The following is a 24,381-nucleotide window of genomic DNA, read 5'->3' on the forward strand; positions in this document are numbered from 1 at the left end:
CTCAATGCTCCTCGTCCGAATGGCCGCTGGTCAGCGACCGCCACAGCAATACCGGCAGGATGATGGTGAACACGATCACTTCCTTGAACGAGCTGGCCCAGAACGAGCCGAAGGCCTCGATGACACCCACTGCCAAAGCACCGAGCAGCGCACCCGGGTAGCTGGCGAGACCGCCGATCACACCAGCCACGAAGCCCTTCAGGCCGATGAGAAAACCCGAGTCGTAGAACACCGTGGTGGTCGGCCCGATCAGCAGCCCCGAGAGGGCGCCGATCAGCGCCGCCATCGCGAAGGTGAGCTGCCCGGCCGCCTGCGTCGAGATGCCCATCAGCCGAGCGCCCAGCCGGTTCACCGCCGTGGCCCGCAGCGCCTTGCCGTACAGGCTGCGCTCGAAGAACAGCCACAGCAGCACGATCAGCGCGGCCGATACGCCGAAGATGATCAGCGCCTGCCCGCTCACGTTGAGCGGCCCGAGCGCCATGCGCTCGTCCCAGAACGGCGGGTTGCGAAAGCCTTCCGCGCCGAAGAACAGCAGGCCCAGCCCGGTCATCGCAAAGTGCACGCCCACCGAGACGATCAGCAGCACCAGCGAACTCGCGCCCGCCAGCGACTGATACGCCACGCGATACACAAGGGGCCCGAAGGCCGTGACGATGAACACCGTGAGCAACGCCTGCACGCCGATCGGCAGGTTGCGCGGGCCGGCCCAGGCCGACACCGCGCAAATGATGGCGGGGAGGGCGAATGTGCGCAGCGCTGCCTTCAGCCCGCTCGCCGCGCTGCCGCTGTGGCGCCAGGTGGTGACCAGGTCCATCAGCGCGGCAACGCCGGCCAATATGAGCAGCAGCCACACCGTGCCCGGCGTCTTGCCGGTCTGGAAGATCGCCAGCGTCAGCGCGCCGTACGCCACGAATTCGCCCTGCGGGATGAAGATGACGCGGGTCACCGTGAAGACGAGCACGATGCCCATGCCCAGCAGGGCATAGATCGCGCCATTGGTGAGGCCGTCCAGCGTCAGGATGCTGGCGATTGAAAGATCCATGGCGTGCGGTCGTGGCGAAGGATTACTGTTCGACCTTGAAGGCGCCGTTCACCACCTTGAGCATCACGCCGGTCTCGGTCGTGTAGCCCCAATGGTCCTGCGCCGTCCAGTTGAGCACGCCGTGCGCGAGCACCGTGCGGCCCATGCTTTCGAGCGCGTCACGCAGCGCGGCGCGGAACTCCGGCGTGCCGGGCTTGGCCTTCTTGAGCGCGACCGGCACGGCCTTCTCGAGCACTGTGAGCGCATCGGCCGAATGGCCGGCGAACTGGTTGCGCGAGCCGGGGCCGTAGACCTTCTCGTAGCCCTGCACGAAGGCGACCGCGGCGGCTTTCGACGGGTGGCTGTCGGGCAGTTGCTCCGCCACGGTGGCGGGGCCCGACACCACGAAGGTGCCTTCGGCGTCCTTGCCGGCGGTGCGCATCAGGTCTTGCGTGGCGGCGGCGTGCGTCTGGTAGACCTTGCCTTTGTAGCCGCGCTCCATCACTGCCTTTTGCGGCATGCCGGCGCCGCTGCCCGAGGCCACGATCAGGATCGCATCGGGGTTGGCGGACGTGAGCTTCAGCACCTGGCCGGTCACGCTGGTGTCGGCGCGCGCGAAGCGCTCGGTGGCGACGATCTTGATGCCGTTCTTCGCCGCTTCTGCGGTCAGCGCCTTCAGCCACAGCTCGCCGTAGGCGTCGGTGTAGCCGAGGAAGCCGACCGTCTTCACGTTCTGCTTCTTCATGTGCGCGACCACTGCGAAAGCCATCACGTCATTCGACTGCGGCAGGCGGAAGAACCATTTGTCCTTGCCCGGCGGCAGGCCGGCGGGCGCGGTGGAGATCTGCGGCGTGCCCGCTTCGGCCGTCACGTCGGCCATCGGGATGGCGACCGGCGTGGCGCTGGAGCCGACGATGACGTCGGCCTTGTCTTCGGTGACGAGGCGCTGCGCGTCCTTCACGCCGGTGGTCGGGTCGGTGGCATCGTCGAGCACGACGACCTTCAGCGTTTCGCCCGCGATGGTCTTGGGCCAGATCATGATGCCGTTCTTCACCGGAATACCCAGGCCCGAGGCGGGGCCCGTGAGCGGCTGTACCACGCCGATGGTGATGTCGGCATGGGCCATGCCGACCATGCCGGTGGCCATGAGCGCCAGCACGGCGGCGAGGGTGGTCTTCTTGAAGGTCATCGATGTCTCCTGATACGTTGTGAGGCGAGAACTTGGGAACGCGAAAAAAGCGGCGGCTCAGCGCGGCGCCATGCGCAGTGCGCCGTCGAGGCGGATCACCTCGCCATTGAGGTGGCCGTTGGTGACGATGTGGCAGGCCAGCTCGGCGAACTCCGAGGGCTTGCCCAGGCGCGGCGGGAAGGGAATGGATGCTGCCAGCGAGTGCTGCACCGCCTCGGGCAGCTCCAGCAGCAGCGGCGTGGCGAACAGGCCAGGCGCCACGGTGCACACGCGAATGGCGTGCTGCGCAAGGTCGCGCGCCATCGGCAGCGTCATGCCGACCAGGCCGCCCTTGGAGGCGCTGTAGGCCTGCTGGCCCACCTGGCCGTCGAAGGCGGCGACCGAGGCGGTGAAGAGCATCACGCCCTTTTCGCCGTTGTCGAGCGCATCGAGCTTGGCGCAGCGCGCGGCGAACAGGCGCGCCATGTTGTAGCCGCCGATCAGGTTGATGTTGACCACGCGCACGAAGTCTTCGAGCGGCGCGGGGTTGCCGTCCTTGCCGACGATGCGCTTGGCGCTGCCGATGCCCGCCACGTTCATCAGGATGCGCGCGGTGCCGTGCGCGGCCTCGGCCTTGTCGAGCGCGGCGTTCACGCTGTCGGTGTCGGTGATGTCGCAGACGCAGGCGACGCCGCCGATCTCCGCCGCCACCTTTTCAGCGAGCGCGGCATTGCGGTCGAGCACTGCGACCTTGGCGCCCAGGCGTGCGAGTTCGCGTGCGGTGGCTTCGCCGAGGCCCGATGCGCCGCCGGTGACGAGGGCGGCTTGTCCTTCGATCTTCATTCTTGTGTCTCCTGGATGGGTTAGCGGGGCTTGACGGTGAAGGGCAGGGTGCCGTCGTGCATTGCATCGGCCAGCGCGGCGCGGTGCTTGAGCACGGAGCGCTGGTTGATGGAGCCCTTGTCGGTCACTTCGCCCTTGTCGATGGACGGCGGCTCGGCCATCAGGTGCAGCCGCGCGATGCGGTTGGCACTGCCGGTGGCGCTCGCAGCCAGCGTGTCGGCGACCTGCTGGAAGTGCGCCTGCACCGGTGCGCTTTCGAGCACCTGCTGCATGGTGGCGTCGGGGGCCAGGCCGGCGAGCTGCCGTACCTTCTGCGTAGGGAAGATCAGCGCGCCGACTTCCTTCAGGTTGATGCCGGTCAGTACCGCGTCCTGCACGTATGGCGCGCCGGCCGCGATGATCTTCGCGCGCATCGGGCCCACGCTCACGAAGGTTCCGGTGGCGAGCTTGAAGTCTTCAGCGATGCGGCCGTCGAAGCGCAGGCCGCAGTGGATGTTGCCGTCGTCTATCCACTTCACGGCGTCGCCGGTGGAGAAGAAGCCTTCGTCGTCGAAGGCCTCGGCCGTGGCATCGGGCGCGCGCCAGTAGCCGGGCGTGATGTTGGGGCCGCGGTAGCGCACCTCGGTCTTGCCGTCGACGTCGATCAGCTTGAGCTCGATGCCGGGTGCCGGCAGGCCCACGTCGCCCGACTTCACGTCGGGGCCGGTCACGTAGAGCGCGAAGGGGCCCGATTCGGTCATGCCGAGGCCGGTGCCCATGACGATGCGCTCGCCGACTTCCGACTCCTGCGTCTTGTGCAGGCTGTCCCACACGGGCTGCGACAGCGCGGCGCCCGAGTAGAAGAACATCTTCACGCGCGACAGCAGGTTGCGGCGCAGCACCGCGTCGGTTTCCATGGCGTGCGCGATGGCCTCGAAGCCGGTGGGCACGTTGAAGTAGATGGTGGGCGCGATCTCGCGCAGGTTGCGCAGCGTCTCGGCCATGCCGCCGGGCGTGGGCTTGCCGTCGTCGACGTAGAGCGTGCCGCCGTTGTCCAGCACGATGCCCACGTTGTGGTTGCCGCCGAAGGTGTGGTTCCAGGGTAGCCAGTCGACCAACACCGGCGGCTCTTCGCCCAGCGCTGGAATCGACTGGCGCAGTTGCTGCTGGTTGGCGCACCACATGCGGTGCGTGTTGATCACGGCCTTGGGCATCTTGGTGGAGCCCGAGGTGAAGAGGAACTTGGTGATGGTGTCGGGGCCGGTCGACTGCATGACCGCGTCGATGGCCGGCGTGGCGAGTGTCGAGGCCAGTGCGTCGAGCGAGGTGGTGGCGCGGCCTTCGAGCTGGCCTTCTGCAATGACGACTTCGGTTTCGGCGGGAACGACGGCTGCGATGGCGCGGCCGTAGCGCGCGGCATCGGTGGCGAACACGAGGCCCGGCGTCAGCGTGTCGAACACGTGGCGCAGCTTCTCGAAGTCCTGGCTCACGAGCGAGTAGGGCGGCGACACGGGGCAGTAGGGCACGCCGGCGTAGAGGCAGCCGAGTGCGAGCAGCGCGTGATCGATGCCGTTCTCGCTGAGGATGGCCACAGGGCGCTCGGCATTCAGGCCGCGGTTCAACAGGGCTTGTCCGATACCGCGGGCCTTCTGCAGCGCCTCCGCGTAGCTCACGCGGATCCAGTCGCCGGTGCTGCCGTCGGCCAGCCGTTCGCGGCGGGCGATGAAGGTGCGATCGGGCGTCTGTTCGGCCCAGTGTGCGAGGCGGTCGGTCATGCGCTCGCGGTAGGTTTCGAGCTGCGTCTCGGCGGTCAGGTACTGCGTGCCCGGTGCGCCGTCGCGCAGCACGGCGCGCGTCACGCCGAAGGCCAGGGGGCGGTATCGGATGGCGGTCATGTCTTGCTCACCTTCGCGCCCCGGCCTTCGAGGAAGTCGCGCACGCGTTCCTTGGCTTCGGGGGCGGCCTGTGCGATGCCGGCCATCAGCGCTTCGGTGAAGAAGCCGTGGTCGGCCGACTGTTCTGCAATGCGCGGCAGTGCGTGCATCAGCGCGTAGTTGGTCAGCGGCGCGTTGGTGGCGATGCGCTTGGCGAGTTCGAAGGCCTTGTCGAAGGCCGTGCCTTCGTCGACCAGGTACTGCGCGAAGTTGGCGCGCTCGCCGTCCTCGGCGTTGTAGACGCGGCCGGTCATCATCATGTCGGTCATGCGGGCCACGCCGATCAGCTTGGGAATGCGCACCGAGCCGCCGCCGCCCACAAAGATGCCGCGCGAGCCTTCGGGCAGTGCGTAGAAGGTGCTGCGATCGGCCACGCGGATGTGGCAGGCGCTGGCCAGTTCGAGCCCGCCGCCGACCACCGCGCCGTGCAGCGCCGCTACTACCGGCACCGGGCCATGCTGGATGAGATCGAGCGCCGCGTGCCACATGCGCGAGTGCTGCAGGCCTTGGCCGGCGTCGCGCTCTTTCAGCTCGCTCAGGTCGAGGCCGGCGCAGAAATGCGGGCCTTCGCCGTCGATCACCGCGGCGCGCACCGTGGAAGGCAGTTTCTCGAAGGTGTCGCGCAGCGCGAGGATCAGGCCGTCGGACAACGCGTTGCGCTTGGTGCCGCGCGTCAGGCGGACGATGGCGACTTCGTCGCGGAGCTCGATGTGAAGGTCTGGATTGGTCATGATGGTGTTCGGGGTTGCGTTGGATTATGGTTATGAGAAATAATCAATTCAAGGCATTTGGACCTGCCCGATGCTAGGGACTTACCCGTACTGGAGACAAACACATGGACCACCAGAACCTGATTGCGATCGACATCCACACCCACGCCGAGGTGAGCTGCTGGAACCCTTTCGACAACTACGGCGAGGAATACGACCGCGCCGCCGACAAGTACTTCGGCTCCAGCGGCCGGCCCACCATTGCGGAGAGCGTGGCGTACTACCGTGAAAGAAAGATCGGCCTGGTGATGTTCATGGTCGACGCCGAATCGAACATGGGCCGCCGCCGCATCCCGAACGAGGAAATCGCCGAGGCCGCGCAGAAGAACAGCGACATCATGATCGCCTTCGGCAGCATCGATCCGCACAAGGGAGAGATGGGCGCGCGAGAGGCGCGCCGGCTCATCGAGGAGCACGGCGTGAAGGGCTTCAAGTTTCACCCGACGGTTCAGGGCTACCACCCCTACGACAAGATGGCATGGCCCATCTACGAAGTGATTGCCGAGTACGGCCTGCCGGCCATCTTCCACACCGGCCACAGCGGCATCGGCTCGGGCATGCGCTGCGGCGGCGGGCTGCGGCTCGAATACAGCAACCCGATGCACCTCGACGACGTGGCCATCGACTTCCCCGACATGCAGATCGTGATGGCGCACCCCAGCTTCCCCTGGCAGGACGAGGCGCTGAGCGTGGCCACGCACAAGCCCAACGTGTGGATCGACCTGTCGGGCTGGAGCCCCAAGTACTTTCCGAAGCAGCTGGTGCAGTACGCCAACACGCTGCTGAAGGACCGCATCCTGTTCGGCAGCGACTACCCCCTGATCACGCCCGACCGCTGGATGCGTGACTTCGAGGCGGCGGGGTTCAAGCCCGAGGTGATGCCGGGCATCCTGAAGGGCAATGCGGTCAGGCTGCTGAAGCTGGCGGCCTGACGGCGGCGGTCGCTACGCGTCCGCTTCTTCCTTAGGCGCGGTTTCCTCGCCGTCCAGCCGGTCCCAGTCGCGCCCTGAGCGGCGCTGCCGCTCCTCGCGCTCGCGCGCCATCTGTTCCTCGAACTGTTGCCGGCCCGCCTTGTTGGCGGCGATCAGCTTGGCGCGGTCCTTGTAGTGAGGATAGATCTCGTCGCTGAGCTTGATGTTCCGGCGGCGAAAGCGCATCGTCGATTCGCGCGCTTCATGTGCCGGCCAGCCCAGCGCTTCGAGCGTCGCACGGGCGCTGCGCAGCGACGATTCGAACACCTCGCGCTCGACCTCCGTCACGCCGCGGTCGCGCAGCTGAAAGAGGTGCGTCACGTTGCGCGCCCGCGCGATGATGCGGGCCTGCGGAAAGTTCTCCTTCACGAGATCGACGATTTCGAGCGACTGCTCGATGTCGTCCACCGCCACCACGATGGCCTTGGCCGTGCCGGCTCCCGCGGTGCGGAGCAGGTCGAGCCGGGTGGCGTCGCCGTAGAACACGCGAAAGCCGAACTGGCGCAGGCCTTCGACGGTGTCGGCGTCGTGGTCGAGCACCGTCACGCGCAGGCCCTGCGACATCAGCATGCGCCCGACGATCTGGCCGTAGCGGCCGAAGCCGCAGATCAGCACCTTGGCGTCCTGCTGCTCCGAAATTTCTTCGAGCTGCGGGCCCTGGTTGCGGCTGTAGCGCGGCAGCACGAACTTGTCGAGCAGCACCAGCAGCAGCGGCGACAGCAGCATCGACAGCGCCACTGCGCCGATCAGCAGCGATGTGATCTCGGGCGGCAGCACATCGGGCCCCGCGGCCTGGAACACCACGAATGCGAACTCGCCGCCCTGCGCGAGCAACAGCGTGAACACGGGCCGCTCCTGGTAGGCGATGCCCATCGCCTTGGCGAGCGAATAGATCACCACCAGCTTGATGACCATGAAGCCGACCACCAGCATCGCCATGACCCACGGGCTCGCGATCAGCACGCCGAAGTTGATCGACATGCCCACGGCAATGAAGAACAGGCCCAGCAGCAGGCCCTTGAAGGGCTCGATGTCGGTTTCGAGCTCGCGCCGGTATTCGCTTTCTGCCAGCAGCACGCCGGCGAGAAAGGCGCCGAGCGCCATCGACAGGCCCACCAGCTGCATCAGCGCCGCGATGGCCACCACCAGCAAGAGGGCGGCGGCGGTGAAGATCTCGGGCGTATCGCTGCGCGCGATCCAGCGCAGGATGGGGCGCAGCAGCAGCCGGCCGCCGAGGATGATGCCGCCGATCACGCCGAGGATCTTTGCGGCTTCCAGAGCCCGCTCCAGCCCGGTGATCGACTGTTCGGCCGCGGTGGCGCCGGCAAGCAGCGGCAGCAGCGCGAGGATGGGGATGGCCGCCACGTCCTGGAACAGCAGGATCGAGAAGCCGGCCTGCCCGCTGGGCGTCTTCAGCAGGTTGCGTTCGCCGAACACCTGCAGCGCGATGGCGGTGGACGACAGCGCCAGGCCCAGCGCGGCCACCAGTGCCACGCGCCATTCGGCGCCCACGGCCCAGCCCACGGCGAACAGCACCACGGCGCAGCTCAGCACCTGCGCTGCGCCCCAGCCGAAGATGGGACGGCGCAGGCTCCACAGGCGCTTGGGTTCGAGTTCGAGGCCCACGAGAAACAGCATCAGCACCACGCCGAACTCGGCGAAATGCAGCACGTCTTCGACGCTGGACACGAGCCCCAGCCCCCAGGGACCGATGGCGATGCCGGCCACGAGGTAGCCGATGATCGAGCCGAGGCCCAGGGCCTTCGAAAGCGGCACCACCAGCACGGCGGCGCCAAGATAGATAAGGCTGCTGGTCAGCCAGGCGGGTGCGTGTTCCATGCTCAGGCCGCCTTCTTGCCGTGGTTGTCTGCGGAGGCGTTCGCAAGGCCGTGGGTCACGGCGGCATGGAAGGCGCTGGCGGCCGCCTTGTCGAGCTCATCGATCTCGGCCGGCCGGTCGCTCTCGGGCACGGGGCAGGCCACGCAGGCGTCGATCTCCTCGATCTCGGGCCAGTCGGGGTAGCTGCCCAGGCGCTGGGCGAAGGTTTCGACATGCGACTTCACATCCGCCTCGCTGGCGCTGCGCGCGCCGTAGAAGATCAGCGGCGGCAGAAAGCGCATGCCGCACAGCGCAGCGGTCTGCTCGTAGGGCGGCAGGAAGGCGTCGAAAAAGTAGCGGTGGTAGTTCTGCGGGTGGTAGCTCGCTTCGGGGCTGCCCGTGGTGGCGACCAGCCACAAGTCCTTGCCCTGCAGGGCCGTGCCGCCGGGACCATAGGCCCAGCCGTAGCTGAGCACGTCGTCGACCCAGAGCTTCTGCAGCGCGGGCATCGAGTACCACTGGATCGGGTGCACCAGCACCACGAGGCTGGCCTGGGCGAGCCGGGCCTGCTCGGCCTCGACGTCGATGGCGAAGTCGGGGTAGCTGCCGTAGAGGTCGTTCACGTCGACGCCGGGCACGGCGCGCGCGGCGGCGAGCATGCGGCGGTTGACTCGGGAGTCGCGCCAGTGCGGGTGCGCCGCCAGCACGTAGATGCCGCTGGAATTGCCGCCGGAGCTGTCGGCGGGATTTCCCATGGATGTTGTTGTCGTCATCCCGCGAACATATCTCAGTCGGGGCCGATGCGTCGGGCAAAAACGCGCCAGCGACTACCATTCCAGCTGTCCCAGTTCTGGAGGAGAGCTTTATGCCGGTGGTTCTGGTCGCCAATCCCAAGGGTGGGGTCGGCAAGTCGACGATCGCGACGAATGTTGCGGGCTATTTCGCAAGCCGTGGTCATGCCGTGATGCTGGGCGACGTGGATCGCCAGCAGTCTTCGCGGCTCTGGCTGGGCCTGCGCCCGCCGCTGGCCCGGCCCATCGCCACTTGGGAGGCCTCGGGCGAGAGCACGGTGGTGCGGCCGCCGCGCGGCACCACGCACGCGGTGCTCGACACGCCGGCCGGCCTGCACGGCTGGCGCTTCAAGGAGGTGCTGGCACTGGCCGACCGCGTGATCGTGCCGCTGCAGCCGAGCATCTTCGACATCTACGCGACACGCGATTTCCTCGACCGGCTGCAGGAGAACCGCCGCGCCGAGAAAACGAAGATCGGCCTCGTCGGCATGCGCGTGAACGCCCGCACGCTGGCGGCCGACCGGCTCCACGAGTTCATCGCCGGGCTCGGCGTGCCGGTGATCGGCGAGCTGCGCGACACGCAAAACTACGTGCAGCTCGCGGCGCGCGGGCTCACGCTGTTCGACATCGCTCCCGGCCGTGTGCAGCGCGACCTGGAGCAGTGGCAGCCGATCTGCGAATGGCTCGACGCCTGAGCCGCCAGCCTGCTCCCGGTTTTCCCTGAGCCCGGTTGTCGCCCGCCCGACAGCCGTGCGGGCGCCCCAGACGCCAGAATGCCTCGCATGACAAAAAAGACATTCCAGACCCTTCAGGACCTCGCTGCCTGCGTCGGCCAGGAAGTCGCCGTGAGCGACTGGATCACCATCACGCAGGAGCAGGTCAACCAGTTCGCCGAGGCGACGGGCGACCACCAGTGGATCCATGTCGACATCGAGCGAGCCAAGGCCGGCCCCTTCGGCGGGCCGATTGCCCACGGTTTCCTGACGTTGTCGCTGCTGCCGCGCTTCTACGAGACGGCACTCGACGTGGTCGAGTCGCGCATGGGCGTGAACTACGGCTTGAACAAGGTGCGCTTCATGTCGCCGGTGCCGGTGGGCAAGCGTCTGCGGGCTCGCATGAAGCTGCTGACCTCAGAGGCGATTGCCAACGATGGCTTCCAGATGACCTGGGAAACCACCATCGAGCTCGAAGGCGCCGCCAAGCCGGCCTGCGTGGCCGAGTCGGTGGTGCGCCGCTACCGCTGAGGAAGCGGCGGCCCTCCCTCTTTCTTCTTACATCCGGCGGTCGGTCACTTCGCCGTAGGCCGCGGCGCCCTGGCGGGTGATGCTCCGCGCGTTGGCGCGCACCGCGTTGCGGTCGACGTTGCCGCTCCTGGCCTGCTGCACGCCGGTGCCGCCGTTGCTGATCTGCAGCGGCTGGCGTGCTTCGGCCTGCACTTGCGCGCGCGACAGCGTCGACTGGAAAGGCGCGGGCGGCAGCGGGTTCTGTTCACCCTGGAAGGCCTGGGCGCTGCTGGCGAGGGCGAGCGTGGCGAAGGCGGAAAAGGCAATCGACTTGATGGCATTCATGGCAAGACTCCTTGGGGCAAGGCGGTGGATGGACCAGATGCCGGGTCGCTTTTGCGGCCGGCATGTCTTCCATACGGCGCGTCTTGCCGATCGGATGTGCCCCTGATGTTCGAAGGGGCGACCGCTTCAGCCGAAGCCGTTCTGCCGCCAGGCCTCGAACACCGTCACGGCCACCGCATTCGAGAGGTTCAGGCTGCGCTGCCCTTCGCGCATCGGCAGCCGCAAGCGCTGCGGCTCGGCGAAGCTGTCGCGCACGGCGGGCGGCAGGCCGCTGGTCTCCGAGCCGAACACCAGCCAGTCGCCGGGCTGGAAGCGCACGTCGTGCACGGCCCGCGTGCCGCGCGTGGTGAGGGCGAACATGCGATCGGCGGCAGGCTGCTCGGCGGCGAGCAGGGCCTGCCAGTCGGCATGGCGCTTGACCTCGGCGTACTCGTGATAGTCGAGCCCGGCGCGGCGCAGCAGGCGGTCGTCCATCGAAAAGCCCAGCGGCTCGACCAGGTGCAGCGTGCAGCCGGTGTTGGCTGCGAGCCGGATCACGTTGCCGGTGTTCGGCGGGATTTCGGGGTGGACCAGGACGATATGGAACATGCGCCCATTGTCGGCGCGCCGCATCGAAGGCTCAGCGCGGCGGATCGGTCCGGGCCAGCACGACGGCGGTGATGTGGGCCGCACCAGCCAGCCGCAGCACCTCGGCGGCCGTGAACAGCGAGGCGCCGCTGGTCATCACGTCGTCGACCAGCACGAGGCGCCGGCCGCGCAGCTTTTCAGCGCGCATCGGTTCCACCGCGAAGGCGCCGCGCAGGTTGCGTAATCGGTCCGCGCGCGAAAGGCCGCTCTGGGCGGGCGTCTCGCGGGTGCGCAGGAGCAGGGTGGCGTCAGTCTTGGAAGGTGCCAGCCGCCGTGCCAGCTCGTGCGCCTGGTTGAAACCGCGTTCGCGCAGCCGGCCGGGTGCCAGCGGCATCGGCAGCACGACGTCGCAGGCCTCCAGAGCCGGCTCTACCCAGGGCGCGCTGCGCAGCAGCGTGGCGAACGGCCCGGCCCAGCCTGCCTCGCCACGGAACTTGAAGGCTGCGATGGCGTCCGGCCACGGCCACGCGTAGGTGCAGGCCGCGAGGCAGGCGTCCAGCGGCGGCGGGTGCTTCACGCAATCGCCGCAGCGGCTCACGCCCTCGGGCACGGGCAGGGCGCAGCTGCCGCATCGCGCGGTGGGCGGTGCGAAGCGGGCCACGCAGGCATCGCACACCGGGCGCGAAGGCCAGGCGCGGCAGACCGCGCACTGGCTGGGCAGCCGCGCAAGCAGCGAAGTGAAGGCCCCGAGAGGCCTGAAAGGCAGGAAAGGCCACAGGGCCCGATGGCTGAGCATTGCCTCAATATACTCACGGCCCCATGGCCACCGACCCCTCACAACGACCGCCGACCATCGATGCCACGGCGGCGGCCCGCTGGCGCCGGCTTGCGCCTGCCGACGGCTCCCCCTGGCTGCACGAGGAAATCGGCCGCCGCATGGAAGACCGGCTGCAATGGATCAAGGCCCAGCCCCGCACCTGGGCCGACTGGGCGCCGCTGCGTAGCGGCCTCGAGGCGCACGAGCTCGTCGCTCGCCGCTACAAGGACGCCGCTTCTTTCGTGATCGAACCCGAGCCCGGGCTGGCCGCCGCAACCGGCCAGGCGCTGAGCGCGCCGTGGTGGAGCGCGCGCCGCTGGCAAGCCGGCAAGGCGCGCTTCGACGCACCGCCCGAAGACGGCGTCGACCTGCTCTGGGCCAACATGTCGCTGCACATGGCGGCCGACCCCGAAGCGCTCATTTCGCACTGGCACAAGCTGGTGGCGACAGACGGCTTTCTCATGTTCTCCTGCCTCGGGCCCGATACGGTGCGAGAGCTGCGCGCACTGCATGCCCGCCTCGGCTGGCCGGCCGCGGGCCATGAGTTCACCGACATGCACGACTGGGGCGACATGCTGGTGCACGCCGGCTTCGCCGAACCCGTGATGGACATGGAGCGCATCGTGCTGACCTGGGCCACGCCCGAGGCAGCGCTGGCCGAGCTGCGCACGCTGGGCCGCAACCTGCACCCGTCGCGCTTTGCGGCGCTGCGCGGCAAGGCCTGGCACCAGTCATTGAAGAAGGCGCTACCCGAGCTCGCGCCGGCCGAAGAAGGCGGCGGGCGCATCGCGCTGACCTTCGAGGTCATCTACGGCCACGCGTTCAAGCCGGCGCCGCGCGTGTCGTTGTCGGCCGAAAGCGCGGTGTCGCTGCGCGAGATGCGCTCGATGCTGCAACGGGGTCGTCCGGGCGCTTGATCGCCCGTTCGATCGCCTGTTGATTGCTCGGCAAAAACGCTTGGCGCACGAGCCGTTTTTTGCCTACTAGTAGTGACCCGTAGGCGTCCCATAGGGCACTCGGGCGCAGATATCTACCCGCTACAATCCGCCGTTGCGTGAAACTCGCGGGTATTGTCCCGCGATCGAGGGGTGTCGAATCCTGTTTGTACGAGGGGTTTGGCGACCGTCGACGCACCGATTTGCTGAACTCGCCCGTGTCGAATTCCGTGTTTCGATTTGCCACCGTTTCAGGCCAGAGCATCCACTGGTTCCTGAAGCGAAATTGCTCGGTGACGCCGAGCCAGCTGGGCTGGCTCTACGCCTCGCTGTGCGTGGTATCGCTCGGCATCGGCACCCTGTTCTGGCTGCACGGTGCGCCGCTGGTACTGCCTTTCGCCTGGCTCGAGCTGGCCGCTGTCGGATTTGCGTTCATGGTCTATGCACGGCATGCGACCGACGGCGAAAAGATCGCGCTGCAGGAAGGGCGGCTCGTCGTGGAGCTCGAGAACGGCGGGCACTACGAACGCACGGAATTTCTTCCGCACCAGGTGCGGATCGAACCCCAGACCGGCGATCGCTCGCTGATCGAGGTCTCGGGGCAGGGTCGATCGGTCAGGGTGGGGCGCTATGTACGCCCGGAGTTGCGTGCGGCGTTGGCCCGCGAGATTCGCATGGCGTTGCGTGGCGCCTGAGGGGGCTCGCGCAGTGCTGCACGGTTGGGTTTGTCGAAAAAATTGAAGAAACGTGAACACGATGAAGAGCATTTGGCGCAATAAGTACAGGCCGGCGAATCTGTTGCTGGCGGCCGGCGCGGCTTTCAGCAGCGCGGCGCACGCAGTCAACGATCTGCCCGGCGGCCCCTCGGTGCGCCAGTTGAATCTTCCGGTCGGCGTGACCAAGATCGCGCAGGAGCAGCATCTGCTCCACACGATCATGATGATCCTGTGCACGGTCATCTTCGTCGCCGTGTTCGCGGTCATGTTCTATTCGATCTGGAAGCACCGCAAGTCGGTCGGCCACAAGGCGGCCAACTTCCATGAATCGGTGGTGGTCGAAGTCATCTGGACCATCGTGCCCTTCCTCATCGTGATCGTGATGGCGCTGCCCGCCACCAAGGTGCTGGTGGCCCAGAAGGACACCACCAACGCCGACCTCACGATCAAGACCACGGGCTACCAGTGGAAGTGGGGCTACGACTACCTGAACGGCGAAGGCGAGGGCCTGGCCTTCATCTCCACGCTCGACAGCTCGCAGCGCGCCATGTCCGACGCAGGCGCCAAGGGCGCGATGCCCGACGACTACCTGCTCAAGGTCGACAACCCGCTGGTGGTGCCGGTCAACAAGAAGATCCGCATCATCACCACCGCGAACGACGTGATCCACGCCTTCGCCGTGCCGCAGCTGGGCCTCAAGCAGGACGCGATCCCCGGCTTCGTGCGCGACACCTGGTTCCGCGCAGAGACCGAGGGCGACTACTACGGCCAGTGCCAGGAGCTGTGCGGCAAGGAACACGCCTACATGCCCATCCACGTGAAGGTGGTCTCGTCGGCCGACTACACGACCTGGGTGGCAGCCAAGCGCAAGGAAGCCGCCGCCAAGCTCGACGACCCGACCAAGGTCTGGGCGCTGCCCGACATGCTGGTGCGCGGCGAGAAGGTCTACGCCGCCAACTGCGCCGCCTGCCACCAGGCCAACGGCAAGGGCGCTGGCCCGATCAAGCCGCTCGACGGCTCCCCGAAGGTGACCGACGCCGATCACAAGATCCAGCTGACGGTGCTGCTCACCGGCCAGAACAACGGCGCGATGCCCTCCTGGAAGCAGCTGAGCGATACCGATCTCGCGGCAGTGGCCACGTACACCAAGAACAGCTGGTCGAACAAGACGGGCCAGCTGGTGCAGCCGGCCGAAGTGCTGGCCCTGCGCGCCAAGTGATGCGGCAGCAGCGCCCCGCGACGAAGAAATTGCAAGGAACAACGAAATGAGTGCAGTCCTCGACCCCCACGGTCACGCAGTCCCCGGCGACCACGCACACGACGAGCATCACGATCACCATGCGCCCACCGGCTGGCGCCGCTGGGTGTTCGCGACCAACCACAAGGACATCGGCACGCTCTACCTGCTGTTCAGCTTCACGATGCTGATGGTGGGCGGCGTGCTCGCGCTGCTGATCCGCGCCGAGCTGTTCCAGCCCGGCCTGCAGCTGGTGAACCCCGAGCTGTTCAACCAGTTCACCACCATGCACGGCCTGATCATGGTGTTCGGCGCCATCATGCCGGCCTTCGTGGGCTTCGCGAACTGGATGATCCCGCTGCAGGTGGGCGCCTCCGACATGGCGTTCGCGCGCATGAACAACTTCAGCTTCTGGCTGCTGATCCCGGCGGCGCTGATGCTGGTGGGCTCGTTCTTCATGCCCGGCGGCGCACCCGCTGCCGGCTGGACGCTGTACGCGCCGCTCACGCTGCAGATGGGCCCCTCGATGGACGCCGGCATCTTCGCGATGCACATCATGGGCGCCTCGTCGATCATGGGTTCGATCAACATCATCGTGACCATCCTCAACATGCGCGCCCCCGGCATGACGCTGATGAAGATGCCGATGTTCTGCTGGACCTGGCTCATCACCGCCTACCTGCTGATCGCCGTGATGCCCGTGCTCGCCGGCGCCATCACGATGACGCTGACCGACCGCCACTTCGGCACCAGCTTCTTCAACCCCGCAGGCGGCGGCGACCCGGTGATGTACCAGCACATCTTCTGGTTCTTCGGCCACCCCGAGGTCTACATCATGATCTTGCCGGCCTTCGGCATCATCAGCCAGGTGGTGCCGGCCTTTGCCCGCAAGCGCCTGTTCGGCTATGCCTCGATGGTGTACGCCACCTCGTCGATTGCCATCCTGTCGTTCATCGTGTGGGCGCACCACATGTTCACGACCGGCATGCCGCTCACCGGCCAGCTGTTCTTCATGTACGCGACCATGCTGATCGCGGTGCCTACGGCCGTGAAGATCTTCAACTGGATCGCGACCATGTGGCAGGGCTCGATGACCTTCGAGACGCCCATGCTGTTCGCGGTCGGCTTCATCTTCGTGTTCACGATGGGCGGCTTCACCGGCCTGATCCTGGCCGTTGCGCCGATCGACACGCAGCTGCAGGACACCTACTACGTGGTGGCCCACTTCCACTACGTGCTGGTGGCCGGCTCGCTGTTCGCCATGTTCTCGGGCTTCTACTACTGGGTGCCCAAGTGGACCGGCGTGATGTACAACGAAACGCGCGGCAAGGTGCACTTCTGGTGGTCGCTGATCTCGTTCAACGTGACCTTCTTCCCGATGCACTTCCTGGGCCTGGCCGGCATGCCGCGGCGCTATGCCGACTACCCGATGCAGTTTGCTGACTTCAACGCGGTGGCTTCGGTCGGTGCCTTCTTCTTCGGCTTCGCTCAGGTGTACTTCTTCCTCTTCATCGTGCTGCCCACCATGCGCGGCAAGGGCGAGAAGGCCACGCAGAAGCCGTGGGAAGGCGCCGAGGGCCTCGAATGGGAAGTGCCTTCGCCGGCACCGTTCCATACCTTCGAGAACCCGCCCAAGCTCGACGCGACCGCCACCAAGGTGATCGGCTGATCACCCGGTGACTGAATCGAAAGCACGATGACACCCGAACAGAAAAGGAACAACCGTCGCATGGGGCTCACGCTGGCTTCCATCGCGGTGGTGTTCTTCATCGGCTTCATCGTTCGCATGGTCTGGTTCAGCGGCCGCTGAACCGCCACCCACGCAACGAACGGGAGCACACGCATGAGCCTCGGTCCACGCATCCGCCGCGCCAATGTCCGCATGGTCGGCAAGCTGGCCGTCGTGGCCTGCGGCATGTTCGCGTTCGGCTATGCGCTGGTGCCGATGTACCGCGCCATCTGCGAGATGACCGGCATCAACATCCTCGCGCTCTCCGAGCTCGAGGTGCCGGGCGGTGCCAGCGGCGGCAAGAACGTGCGCGTGCCCGACAACACGCAGGTCGACATGACCCGCACCATCACGGTCGAGTTCGACTCCAACGTGCGCGGCGGCCTCTGGGACTTCAAGCCCGCGGAGCGGACCATCCAGGTGCACCCGGGCCAGCTCAACACGGTGATGTACGAGTTCCAGAACGTGCAGAACCGCCGGATGGCCGCGCAGGCCATTCCGAGCTACGCGCCGCAGCAGGCCGCGCCGTACTTCAACAAGCTCGAGTGCTTCTGCTTCAACCAGTACACGCTCGATCCGGGCGAGAAGAAGCAGTGGCCGGTCGCGTTCGTGATCGACCCCAAGATTTCCAAAGACGTGAAGACCATCACGCTGTCGTACACCTTCTTCGAAGTGGGCGGCAAGACACCCGCGGCGCCTGTGGCGGCCGTTTCGAACACCGCCAATGAGCCGCGCTCGTGACCGATCCGCAGAACCAGCCAAGGCCCCGGCCGAAGGCTTCGCTGTGGGACACAGTGAAGGCGGTGGGCTGGTCGTTCTTCGGCGTGCGCAAGAACAGCGCCTACCAGGAAGACCTGGGCAAGCTGAACCCGCTGCACATCATCGCGGTGGCGTTCGTGGCCGTGATCGTCTTCGTGGTCGCGCTGGTGCTGCTGGTGCGCCATGTGGTCGCATCGGCCGCAGCCTGACTGACGAAAAAGCATTCCGCGACAGCAAGCAGAATCCATTGAATCGAGAGAAGAAAGAAAGCCAGGAGCTGATATGAGTTCAACCACCCACGGCACCACGCCCTACTACTTCGTGCCCGGACCGTCGGCCTATCCGGTCTCGGCCGCGATCGGCCTGTTCTTCGTGATCCTGGGTGCCGCGCAATGGATCAATGGCCACGAGTGGGGCGCGTGGTCCCTGCTGGCGGGCATGGTGATCTGGCTCGGCACGCTGTTCGTGTGGTTCCGCACCGCCATCGGCGAAAGCGAGAGCGGCCAGTACGGTCACAAGGTCGACCTCTCGTTCCGCTGGAGCATGAGCTGGTTCATCTTCTCGGAAGTGATGTTCTTCGGCGCGTTCTTCACCGCGCTGTGGTGGGCCCGCACCCATTCGCTGCCCGCGCTCGGCAGCCTGGACAACGCGATCCTCTGGCCCGACTTCAAGGCTGTGTGGCCCAGCGTCGCCGCAGGCGCGACCGCTTCGCCGGCCGGCATCGTCGAGCCCTTCCAGACCGTCGGCCCGTTCTGGCTGCCCACGATCAACACCGCGCTGCTGCTGAGCTCGGGCGTGACGCTCACCATTGCCCACCATGCGCTGCGTGCCGGCCACCGTGCACAAACGATCCGTTTCATGTGGCTCACCGTGCTGCTCGGCATGATCTTCCTGGGCGTGCAGGGCTACGAGTACCACCACCTGTACACCGAACTGAACCTCAAGCTCAGCTCGGGCACCTACGGTTCGACTTTCTTCATGCTGACGGGCTTCCACGGCCTGCACGTGTTCATCGGCATGCTGATGCTGCTGTTCATCACGCTGCGCCTGCGCAAGGGCCACTTCACGCCGGAGCGCCACTTCGGCTTCGAAGGCGCGGCCTGGTACTGGCACTTCGTGGACGTGGTCTGGCTCGGCCTCTACATGCTGGTCTATTGGCTTTGAGCGAAGAACCTCGCGGCATTCCACGAAAAAGGCGCCGTAAGGCGCCTTTTTCGTGGTTCTCGTGGAACGAGCACCATCTACTTGCCGAGCGGGAGTCCGGTGGGCTGGATGTAGCCGAGTTTCCAGGCGAGCAGCATGCAGAGGAACAAAAACACCGACAGGCCGATCCGAAAGGTGAGCGCTCGCGCCATGCCGCCGCTCTTGGCGCGCCCGTTGCGCCCGTCCTTCAGCATGAAGTACAGGGCGAACGCGAGGCTCGCGAAGATGCCCAGGAACACCAGGGCGACGAAATATTTCATGACCCGCATTATCGGCCGCACGCCCCGTTCTCTCCAGTGACCCCCGAACCCTTGTATTCCGAAGACCGGCGCCGTCCGGGCCGTTTCTGGCTGATCACCATCGCCGCCGTGCTGACCGTGGCGGCCACCGTTTCGCTAGGCCGCTGGCAGCTCTCGCGCGCCGCGCAGAAGGAAGCGCTGCAGGCCGACATCGACGCCCAGAAGCTCAAGCCGGCGTTGACCCAGGCCGAATTCCTGGCGCTGGAGAAAGCCTCCGACTCGCTGCACCGTCCGGTGCGCCTGCGCGGGCTCTGGCTGCCAACGCAGACCGTGTACCTCGACAACCGCCAGATGCACGGCACGCCCGGCTTCTACGTGCTGACGCCCTTCGCCCTCGAAGGCACCGAGCAGGCGGTGATGGTGCAGCGCGGCTGGATCCAGCGCAATTTCGTCGATCGCACGCAGCTGGGTGCGGTCGAGACGCCAGCCGGCATCGTCGAGGTCACGGGCCTGATCGAGCCGCCGCCGAGCCATCTGCTGGAGCTGGGCACGTCCGCACCGACGCCCGTGCCCGCCGCCTCTGCGCCCGCCACGGCAGCCTCCGCGCCGGCCGCCCCGGCACAGGCCGCCGAAGGGTATTCGCCCATCCGGCAAAATCTCGACCTGGAGGCCTTCCGTGCCGAGACCAAACTGCCGCTGCGCACCGACGTGTCGCTGCAGCAGAGCGGACCGGCTTCCGAGGGCCTGCAGCGCGACTGGCCGGCCCCGGCGCTGGGCCTGGAGAGGCACTACGGTTACGCATTCCAGTGGTTCGGCCTGTCGGCCCTCGTCGTCATCCTCTATGTCTGGTTCCAATTCATCACACCCTTCCGCCGCTCACGGCGCCGCGCACGCGATGGCCGCTTCTGACGAGCCGCTGGGCCTGACGGTGCATTCGATGCCGTCGCCCAACCAGGCGCTCGACGGTGCAGAGGGCCGGCGCACGGTCGTCGGGCGCTGGAAGATGATCGCCGTGATGCTGATGTGCGCGGCGCCGGTCATTGCCTCGTACTTCACCTACTACGTGATCCGGCCCGAAGGCCGCAGCGTCTATGGCGAGCTGATCGATCCGCAGCACGAGCTGCCGAAGCTGATCGCCACCGACCGCAACGGCGCACCGGTCGACTTCGCCACGCTCAAGGGCCAATGGCTGCTGGTGGCCGTGGCCGATGCGGCCTGCGACGCGCTGTGCGAGCAGCAGCTCTACCTGCAGCGGCAGTTGCGCGAAAGCCTGGGCCGCGAGAAAGACCGCATGGACCGCGTCTGGCTCGTGAGCGACGCCGCTCCCGTGCCTGAGCGCCTGAACAACGGCCTGCACGGCGCCACCGTGCTGCGCGTGCCGGCCGACCAACTGGCCAAGTGGCTCGCGCCTGTGCAGGGCCACTCGCTGGCCGAACACCTGTACGTGGTCGACCCGATGGGCAACTGGATGATGCGTTTCCCCGCCCGCATGGACGCCGCCGGCGCCGGCCGCGCCAAGCGCGACCTCGATCGCCTGCTGCGCGCCTCGGCGTCGTGGGACGAACCGGGCCGCTGAAACCTCGCATGGACACGAGCTCGCTCTACGATCTGAAGCCCATCGCCTGGCTCATGGCCGCCGGCGTGCTGATCGCGCTCGGCCCGCTGGTGTGGGTGTGGCGCCGCAACGCGGGCGCAGGCCCGGCGCGGCGGCTGCATGCGCTGACCGTGCTCACGCTGTTTCTCACTTTCGATCTCACGCTGTTCGGCGCCTTCACGCGGCTCACCGATTCGGGCCTGGGCTGCCCCGACTGGCCCGGCTGCTACGGCAATGCCAGCCCGGCCGGCGCACGCCACGAGATCGCGATGGCGCAAGCCGCACAGCCGACCGGCCCGGTGACGCACAGCAAGGCCTGGGTCGAGATGGTTCACCGCTACCTGGCAACGGGTGTCGGCGTGCTGATCCTCGTGCTGGCCCTGGCGACCTGGCTGGTGCGCTGGTGGCCTTCCATCGGGCCCAAGGCCGGCAACGCGCCGCAGCCTCCGCCTGCCATCGCGCAAGTTGTGCTGAATCCTTGGTGGCCGACGGCGACGCTCGTTGGCGTGAGCTTGCAAGGCGCATTCGGCGCGCTCACCGTCACCTGGAAGCTGTTCCCGGCCATCGTCACCACGCATTTGATGGGCGCCATCGTGCTGCTGGCGCTACTGTGCATCCAAGCGGTGCGCTACCAGCAGAGCGCGGCGCAGCGACTGCCCACGGCCGTGTCGCCCGCGCTGCGCAACGGACTGATCGCAACCACCGTCCTGCTCGTGCTGCAGATCGCGCTCGGCGGCTGGGTCAGCACCAACTACGCGGTGCTGGCCTGCACGCAGTTCCCGACCTGCCAGGACAGCTGGTGGCCAGCCATGAATTTCGCGCAGGGCTTCGAAATCTGGCGTCACCTCGGCGTGACCGGCGAAGGCCAGCCGCTCGATTTTTCCGCGCTCACCGCGATTCACTACGCGCATCGGCTGATGGCCTATGCCGTGTTCGTCGCGCTCGGCGTGCTGGCATGGCGCCTGCGCCGCATCGAGACACTCCGCCCGCAGGCGCGATGGCTTGCGGGCCTGGCGCTGCTTCAGCTGGCCACGGGCCTTGGCAACGTACTGCTCGGCTGGCCGTTGGCCGCGGCCGTGCTTCATACCGGCGGCGCCGCAGCGCTGGCCGTTGTGCTCACCTGGGCCCTGTGCGAGAGCCGGCGCGACCTGGCGGCGCAGACTGCGCGCGCCAGTGACAATGCACCAGGTCACAACAACAATCAAAGGAAGGCCGCCGCGTGAGCACCCCGATCCCCGTTCAGCAAACCAGTACCGCGAATGTGCTGCGCCAGTTCTACGCGCTGACCAAGCCGCGCGTGGTGCAGCTGATCGTGTTCTGCGCGTTGATCGGCATGGTGCTGGCCGTGCCCGGCCTGCCTTCGTGGGCCGATGTGCAGCGCGCCGTGCTGGCCTGCATCGGCATCTGGCTGGTGGCGGGTGCAGCGGCGGCGTTCAACTGCCTGGTCGAGAAGGGCATCGACGCCAAGATGAAGCGCACCGCCTGGCGCCCCACGGCGCGCGGGCAGCTCAGCGATCTGCAGGCGCTGATTTTCTCGGCGCTGCTGTGCGCTGCCGGCTCGGTGCTGCTGTGGTTCACGGTCAATCCGCTCACCATGTGGCTGACCTTTGCCACCTTCGTCGGCTACGCGGTGATCTACACCGTGATCCTCAAGCCGTTGACGCCGCAGAACATCGTGATCGGCGGTGCGTCGGGCGCGATGCCGCCGGTGCTGGGCTGGGCCGCGATGACGGGCGACGTGGGGCCCGAGGCGCTGATTCTTTTCCTCATCATCTTCCTGTGGACGCCGCCGCACTTCTGGGCGCTGGCGCTCTACCGCGTCGAGGACTACCGCAAGGCCGGCCTGCCGATGCTGCCCGTCACGCACGGCAACGAGTTCACGCGGCTGCAGGTGCTGCTCTACACCTTCATCTTGTTCGCGGCCTGCCTGATGCCCTTCATCTACGGCATGAGCGGCTGGCTGTACCTGGCGGTTGCCGTTGCCGTGAGCATCGGCTTCACCGGTTATGCGTTCGCGCTGTGGCGCAACTACTCCGACACGTTGGCGCGCAAGACCTTCCGCTTTTCGCTGATCCACCTGAGCGTGCTGTTCCTGGCGCTGCTCGTCGATCACTACATTCACTGACCACGTTTCCATGAACAAGCGCAACGCTCTTCGACTGATTGCCGCGGGCGCCGGCTGGGTGGGCGTGACCGCCACCCTCGGCCTGGGCCTCTCGGCCTGCAGCGAGACCAAGCAAAGCTTCACTGCGGTCGACATCACCGGTGCCGACTACGCCAAGGACTTCTCGCTGAAGGACGCGGACGGCAAGGTCCGCACCATGGCCGACTTCAAGGGCAAGGTGGTCGTGCTGTTCTTCGGCTACGCGCAATGCCCCGACGTCTGCCCGACCACGATGACCGAGATGGCGCAGGTTAAGCAGCAACTCGGCAAGGACGGCGACAAGCTGCAGGTGCTGTTCGTCACGGTCGACCCCGCGCGGGACACGGCCGAGGTGCTTAAGGCCTACATGGGCGCGTTCGACCCGAGCTTCGTCGCGCTGATCCCGACGGCCGACGAGCTGGTCGCGCTCGCGAAGGACTACAAGGTCTACTACAAGAAGGTCGACGGCAAGACGCCGACCAGCTATTCGATGGACCACTCGGCCGCCAGCTACGTCTACGACACGCAGGGGCGGCTGCGGCTCTATGCGCGCTACGGCGCCGGCGTGCCGTCGATGGTGTCCGACCTGAAGACGCTGCTGGCTTCCTGAGAAGGGCTCCGGGCACATGGACGCCGGCTCGGTCGAGCACCTGAAAGGGCGCAAGGGGGCCTTCCGTATCGCGCTGATCCCGCCCGAGGTGCTGGGCGCCCTCAACGACGGGCTGCTCGAAACCGTCAACCTCAACGAATTCATGGCGCTGGAGCTGCCCCGGCTGGCGCGCAGCGTGGCGGGGCACATCGGTCTCGATGCGCAGAGCGAACGGCTGGCAGACACGATCGCGATGCTGAGCGCCTTCAAGCCGATGCAGCGGCACGGGCACATCGCGCGTGCGCTCTACGACCTGACGGCGCTGCATGGCGAGCGCGATGCCGTCGCCCACCGGCTGGCTACGCACGCAAGCGACGTGGCCCGCTGCTGGGCTGCGCAGTGGGTCACGCTCTCGGGCCTGCCGCTGCCGGCGCAGCTGGAGGCGGTGCGCCGCTTCGCCGCCGACTCGCATTTCGGCGTGCGGGAAATCGCATGGATGGCGGTGCGCGACGCGGTCATCGAGTCGCTCGACGAAGCGTTCGCACTGCTGCAGCCGTGGGTGCTTGACGCCGACCCCAACATCCGCCGCTTTGCCAGCGAGCTCACGCGTCCGCGCGGCGTGTGGTGCGCGCAGATCGATGCGCTGAAGACCGAGCCGTGGCGTGCGCTGCCGCTGATCGAACCACTGCGCGCCGACCCCAGCCGCTATGTGCAGAACTCGGTGGCGAACTGGCTCAACGACGCGAGCAAGAGCCAGGGCGAGTGGGTCGACAAGCTCTGCGCGCGGTGGGTGGCGGAGTCGGACACGGCCGAAACCCGCTACATCGCGAAGCGGGCGATGCGAACGCTTTCCAAATGAAAAAAGCCCGGAGATACCGGGCTTTTTCCTTGGAGGTGACCCGTCCTGACCTGGGTTGACACCTTTTCCCTCAGAAAAGGCGAGTCAATGGAATCAGGCATCAAACGCACGCAGCGGGACTACACGCTGGC

The 24,381-nt window shown here is 66.9% G+C and carries 28 protein-coding genes; 17 read left to right on the forward strand and 11 right to left on the reverse strand.

Features of this window, described 5'->3' with window-relative positions:
• Nucleotide 1: 1 nt before the first annotated feature.
• The 5 genes from BLV60_RS23070 to BLV60_RS23090 are packed head-to-tail and all read right to left on the reverse strand — an operon-like array spanning nucleotide 2 to nucleotide 5,676.
• On the reverse strand, nucleotides 2–1,042 hold the full coding sequence (locus tag BLV60_RS23070) for a branched-chain amino acid ABC transporter permease (protein WP_093057613.1): 1,041 nt from the start codon (nucleotides 1,040–1,042) through the stop codon (nucleotides 2–4).
• Between the two features lie 22 nt (nucleotides 1,043–1,064).
• Nucleotides 1,065–2,210 (reverse strand): ABC transporter substrate-binding protein, encoded by a 1,146-nt coding sequence (locus BLV60_RS23075; RefSeq protein WP_093057614.1) that lies wholly within the window; start codon nucleotides 2,208–2,210, stop codon nucleotides 1,065–1,067.
• 57 nt (nucleotides 2,211–2,267) lie between these two features.
• Entirely contained in the window at nucleotides 2,268–3,032 is a 765-nt protein-coding gene (locus BLV60_RS23080) for an SDR family NAD(P)-dependent oxidoreductase (RefSeq protein WP_093057615.1), read from the reverse strand.
• Between the two features lie 20 nt (nucleotides 3,033–3,052).
• Entirely contained in the window at nucleotides 3,053–4,906 is a 1,854-nt protein-coding gene (locus tag BLV60_RS23085; RefSeq protein ID WP_093057616.1) for a feruloyl-CoA synthase, read from the reverse strand.
• Nucleotides 4,903–5,676, reverse strand: coding sequence for a crotonase/enoyl-CoA hydratase family protein (locus BLV60_RS23090; protein ID WP_093057617.1), 774 nt, complete (start codon nucleotides 5,674–5,676; stop codon nucleotides 4,903–4,905). Before BLV60_RS23090 ends, BLV60_RS23085 begins: the two co-directional genes overlap by 4 nt.
• Before the next feature lie 104 nt (nucleotides 5,677–5,780).
• Between BLV60_RS23090 and BLV60_RS23095 the strand changes: the two genes are divergently transcribed.
• Nucleotides 5,781–6,647 carry an amidohydrolase family protein gene (locus BLV60_RS23095; protein WP_093057618.1) on the forward strand — a complete coding sequence of 289 codons (867 nt, stop codon included), beginning with the start codon at nucleotides 5,781–5,783 and terminating at the stop codon, nucleotides 6,645–6,647.
• 12 nt (nucleotides 6,648–6,659) lie between these two features.
• Here BLV60_RS23095 and kefC read toward each other — a convergent pair whose 3' ends face one another.
• Complete coding sequence (gene kefC, locus BLV60_RS23100) at nucleotides 6,660–8,525, reverse strand: glutathione-regulated potassium-efflux system protein KefC (RefSeq protein WP_093057619.1); 1,866 nt, start codon at nucleotides 8,523–8,525, stop codon at nucleotides 6,660–6,662.
• Nucleotides 8,526–8,527: 2 nt separating this feature from the next.
• The gene (locus tag BLV60_RS23105; protein ID WP_093057620.1) at nucleotides 8,528–9,277 is read right to left on the reverse strand and encodes a glutathione-regulated potassium-efflux system oxidoreductase KefF; all 750 of its coding nucleotides are present in this window, start codon (nucleotides 9,275–9,277) and stop codon (nucleotides 8,528–8,530) included.
• 92 nt (nucleotides 9,278–9,369) lie between these two features.
• Here BLV60_RS23105 and BLV60_RS23110 point away from each other — a divergent pair, with 92 nt between their 5' ends.
• Entirely contained in the window at nucleotides 9,370–9,990 is a 621-nt protein-coding gene (locus BLV60_RS23110) for a ParA family protein (RefSeq protein ID WP_093057621.1), read from the forward strand.
• Between the two features lie 78 nt (nucleotides 9,991–10,068).
• Nucleotides 10,069–10,539: a MaoC family dehydratase gene (locus BLV60_RS23115; RefSeq protein ID WP_093057622.1), complete on the forward strand. Its 471-nt coding sequence runs from the start codon at nucleotides 10,069–10,071 to the stop codon at nucleotides 10,537–10,539.
• Nucleotides 10,540–10,566: 27 nt separating this feature from the next.
• Here BLV60_RS23115 and BLV60_RS23120 read toward each other — a convergent pair whose 3' ends face one another.
• From BLV60_RS23120 to BLV60_RS23130, 3 genes are all read right to left on the reverse strand, one after another.
• Complete coding sequence (locus BLV60_RS23120; protein WP_093057623.1) at nucleotides 10,567–10,863, reverse strand: DUF4148 domain-containing protein; 297 nt, start codon at nucleotides 10,861–10,863, stop codon at nucleotides 10,567–10,569.
• A gap of 126 nt (nucleotides 10,864–10,989) precedes the next feature.
• Nucleotides 10,990–11,451 carry a tRNA (uridine(34)/cytosine(34)/5-carboxymethylaminomethyluridine(34)-2'-O)-methyltransferase TrmL gene (gene trmL / locus BLV60_RS23125; protein ID WP_093057648.1) on the reverse strand — a complete coding sequence of 154 codons (462 nt, stop codon included), beginning with the start codon at nucleotides 11,449–11,451 and terminating at the stop codon, nucleotides 10,990–10,992.
• Between the two features lie 31 nt (nucleotides 11,452–11,482).
• Complete coding sequence (locus tag BLV60_RS23130) at nucleotides 11,483–12,226, reverse strand: ComF family protein (RefSeq protein WP_093057624.1); 744 nt, start codon at nucleotides 12,224–12,226, stop codon at nucleotides 11,483–11,485.
• 23 nt (nucleotides 12,227–12,249) lie between these two features.
• Here BLV60_RS23130 and BLV60_RS23135 point away from each other — a divergent pair, with 23 nt between their 5' ends.
• From BLV60_RS23135 to BLV60_RS23165, 8 genes are all read left to right on the forward strand, one after another.
• Nucleotides 12,250–13,164: a class I SAM-dependent methyltransferase gene (locus BLV60_RS23135; RefSeq protein WP_093057625.1), complete on the forward strand. Its 915-nt coding sequence runs from the start codon at nucleotides 12,250–12,252 to the stop codon at nucleotides 13,162–13,164.
• A gap of 236 nt (nucleotides 13,165–13,400) precedes the next feature.
• On the forward strand, nucleotides 13,401–13,877 hold the full coding sequence (locus BLV60_RS23140) for a DUF2244 domain-containing protein (RefSeq protein WP_093057649.1): 477 nt from the start codon (nucleotides 13,401–13,403) through the stop codon (nucleotides 13,875–13,877).
• Between the two features lie 61 nt (nucleotides 13,878–13,938).
• On the forward strand, nucleotides 13,939–15,117 hold the full coding sequence (gene coxB / locus BLV60_RS23145; RefSeq protein WP_093057626.1) for a cytochrome c oxidase subunit II: 1,179 nt from the start codon (nucleotides 13,939–13,941) through the stop codon (nucleotides 15,115–15,117).
• A gap of 46 nt (nucleotides 15,118–15,163) precedes the next feature.
• Nucleotides 15,164–16,804 (forward strand): cytochrome c oxidase subunit I, encoded by a 1,641-nt coding sequence (gene ctaD / locus BLV60_RS23150; RefSeq protein WP_093057627.1) that lies wholly within the window; start codon nucleotides 15,164–15,166, stop codon nucleotides 16,802–16,804.
• Nucleotides 16,805–16,831: 27 nt separating this feature from the next.
• Nucleotides 16,832–16,945, forward strand: a complete 114-nt coding sequence (locus BLV60_RS34565; protein ID WP_019656111.1) for a cytochrome oxidase small assembly protein — start codon at nucleotides 16,832–16,834, stop codon at nucleotides 16,943–16,945.
• A 33-nt stretch (nucleotides 16,946–16,978) separates the two neighbouring features.
• Complete coding sequence (locus BLV60_RS23155) at nucleotides 16,979–17,605, forward strand: cytochrome c oxidase assembly protein (protein ID WP_093057628.1); 627 nt, start codon at nucleotides 16,979–16,981, stop codon at nucleotides 17,603–17,605.
• Entirely contained in the window at nucleotides 17,602–17,832 is a 231-nt protein-coding gene (locus BLV60_RS23160) for a DUF2970 domain-containing protein (protein WP_093057629.1), read from the forward strand. Before BLV60_RS23155 ends, BLV60_RS23160 begins: the two co-directional genes overlap by 4 nt.
• Nucleotides 17,833–17,905: 73 nt before the next feature.
• Nucleotides 17,906–18,787 (forward strand): cytochrome c oxidase subunit 3, encoded by an 882-nt coding sequence (locus BLV60_RS23165; protein ID WP_093057630.1) that lies wholly within the window; start codon nucleotides 17,906–17,908, stop codon nucleotides 18,785–18,787.
• A gap of 77 nt (nucleotides 18,788–18,864) precedes the next feature.
• Here the strand turns inward: BLV60_RS23165 and BLV60_RS23170 are convergent, their stop codons facing one another.
• Nucleotides 18,865–19,095, reverse strand: coding sequence for a twin transmembrane helix small protein (locus BLV60_RS23170; RefSeq protein ID WP_093057631.1), 231 nt, complete (start codon nucleotides 19,093–19,095; stop codon nucleotides 18,865–18,867).
• Nucleotides 19,096–19,122: 27 nt separating this feature from the next.
• Here BLV60_RS23170 and BLV60_RS23175 point away from each other — a divergent pair, with 27 nt between their 5' ends.
• From BLV60_RS23175 to BLV60_RS23200, 6 genes are read left to right on the forward strand one after another with little or no spacing between them, the layout of a single operon-like run.
• Complete coding sequence (locus BLV60_RS23175; protein ID WP_093057632.1) at nucleotides 19,123–19,974, forward strand: SURF1 family protein; 852 nt, start codon at nucleotides 19,123–19,125, stop codon at nucleotides 19,972–19,974.
• The gene (locus BLV60_RS23180; protein WP_093057633.1) at nucleotides 19,961–20,641 is read left to right on the forward strand and encodes a hypothetical protein; all 681 of its coding nucleotides are present in this window, start codon (nucleotides 19,961–19,963) and stop codon (nucleotides 20,639–20,641) included. The genes BLV60_RS23175 and BLV60_RS23180 overlap by 14 nt, the downstream gene beginning before the upstream one ends.
• 8 nt (nucleotides 20,642–20,649) lie before the next feature.
• Entirely contained in the window at nucleotides 20,650–21,882 is a 1,233-nt protein-coding gene (locus BLV60_RS23185; RefSeq protein WP_093057634.1) for a COX15/CtaA family protein, read from the forward strand.
• Nucleotides 21,879–22,784 (forward strand): heme o synthase, encoded by a 906-nt coding sequence (cyoE, locus tag BLV60_RS23190; protein ID WP_093057635.1) that lies wholly within the window; start codon nucleotides 21,879–21,881, stop codon nucleotides 22,782–22,784. The genes BLV60_RS23185 and cyoE overlap by 4 nt, the downstream gene beginning before the upstream one ends.
• A 10-nt stretch (nucleotides 22,785–22,794) precedes the next feature.
• Complete coding sequence (locus tag BLV60_RS23195) at nucleotides 22,795–23,412, forward strand: SCO family protein (RefSeq protein ID WP_093057636.1); 618 nt, start codon at nucleotides 22,795–22,797, stop codon at nucleotides 23,410–23,412.
• A gap of 16 nt (nucleotides 23,413–23,428) precedes the next feature.
• Nucleotides 23,429–24,250, forward strand: coding sequence for a DNA alkylation repair protein (locus tag BLV60_RS23200; RefSeq protein ID WP_093057637.1), 822 nt, complete (start codon nucleotides 23,429–23,431; stop codon nucleotides 24,248–24,250).
• Nucleotides 24,251–24,381 lie beyond the last annotated feature (131 nt).

Origin of the sequence: Variovorax sp. YR634, from assembly GCF_900106655.1 — a bacterium.
GTDB lineage: Bacteria > Pseudomonadota > Gammaproteobacteria > Burkholderiales > Burkholderiaceae_C > Variovorax.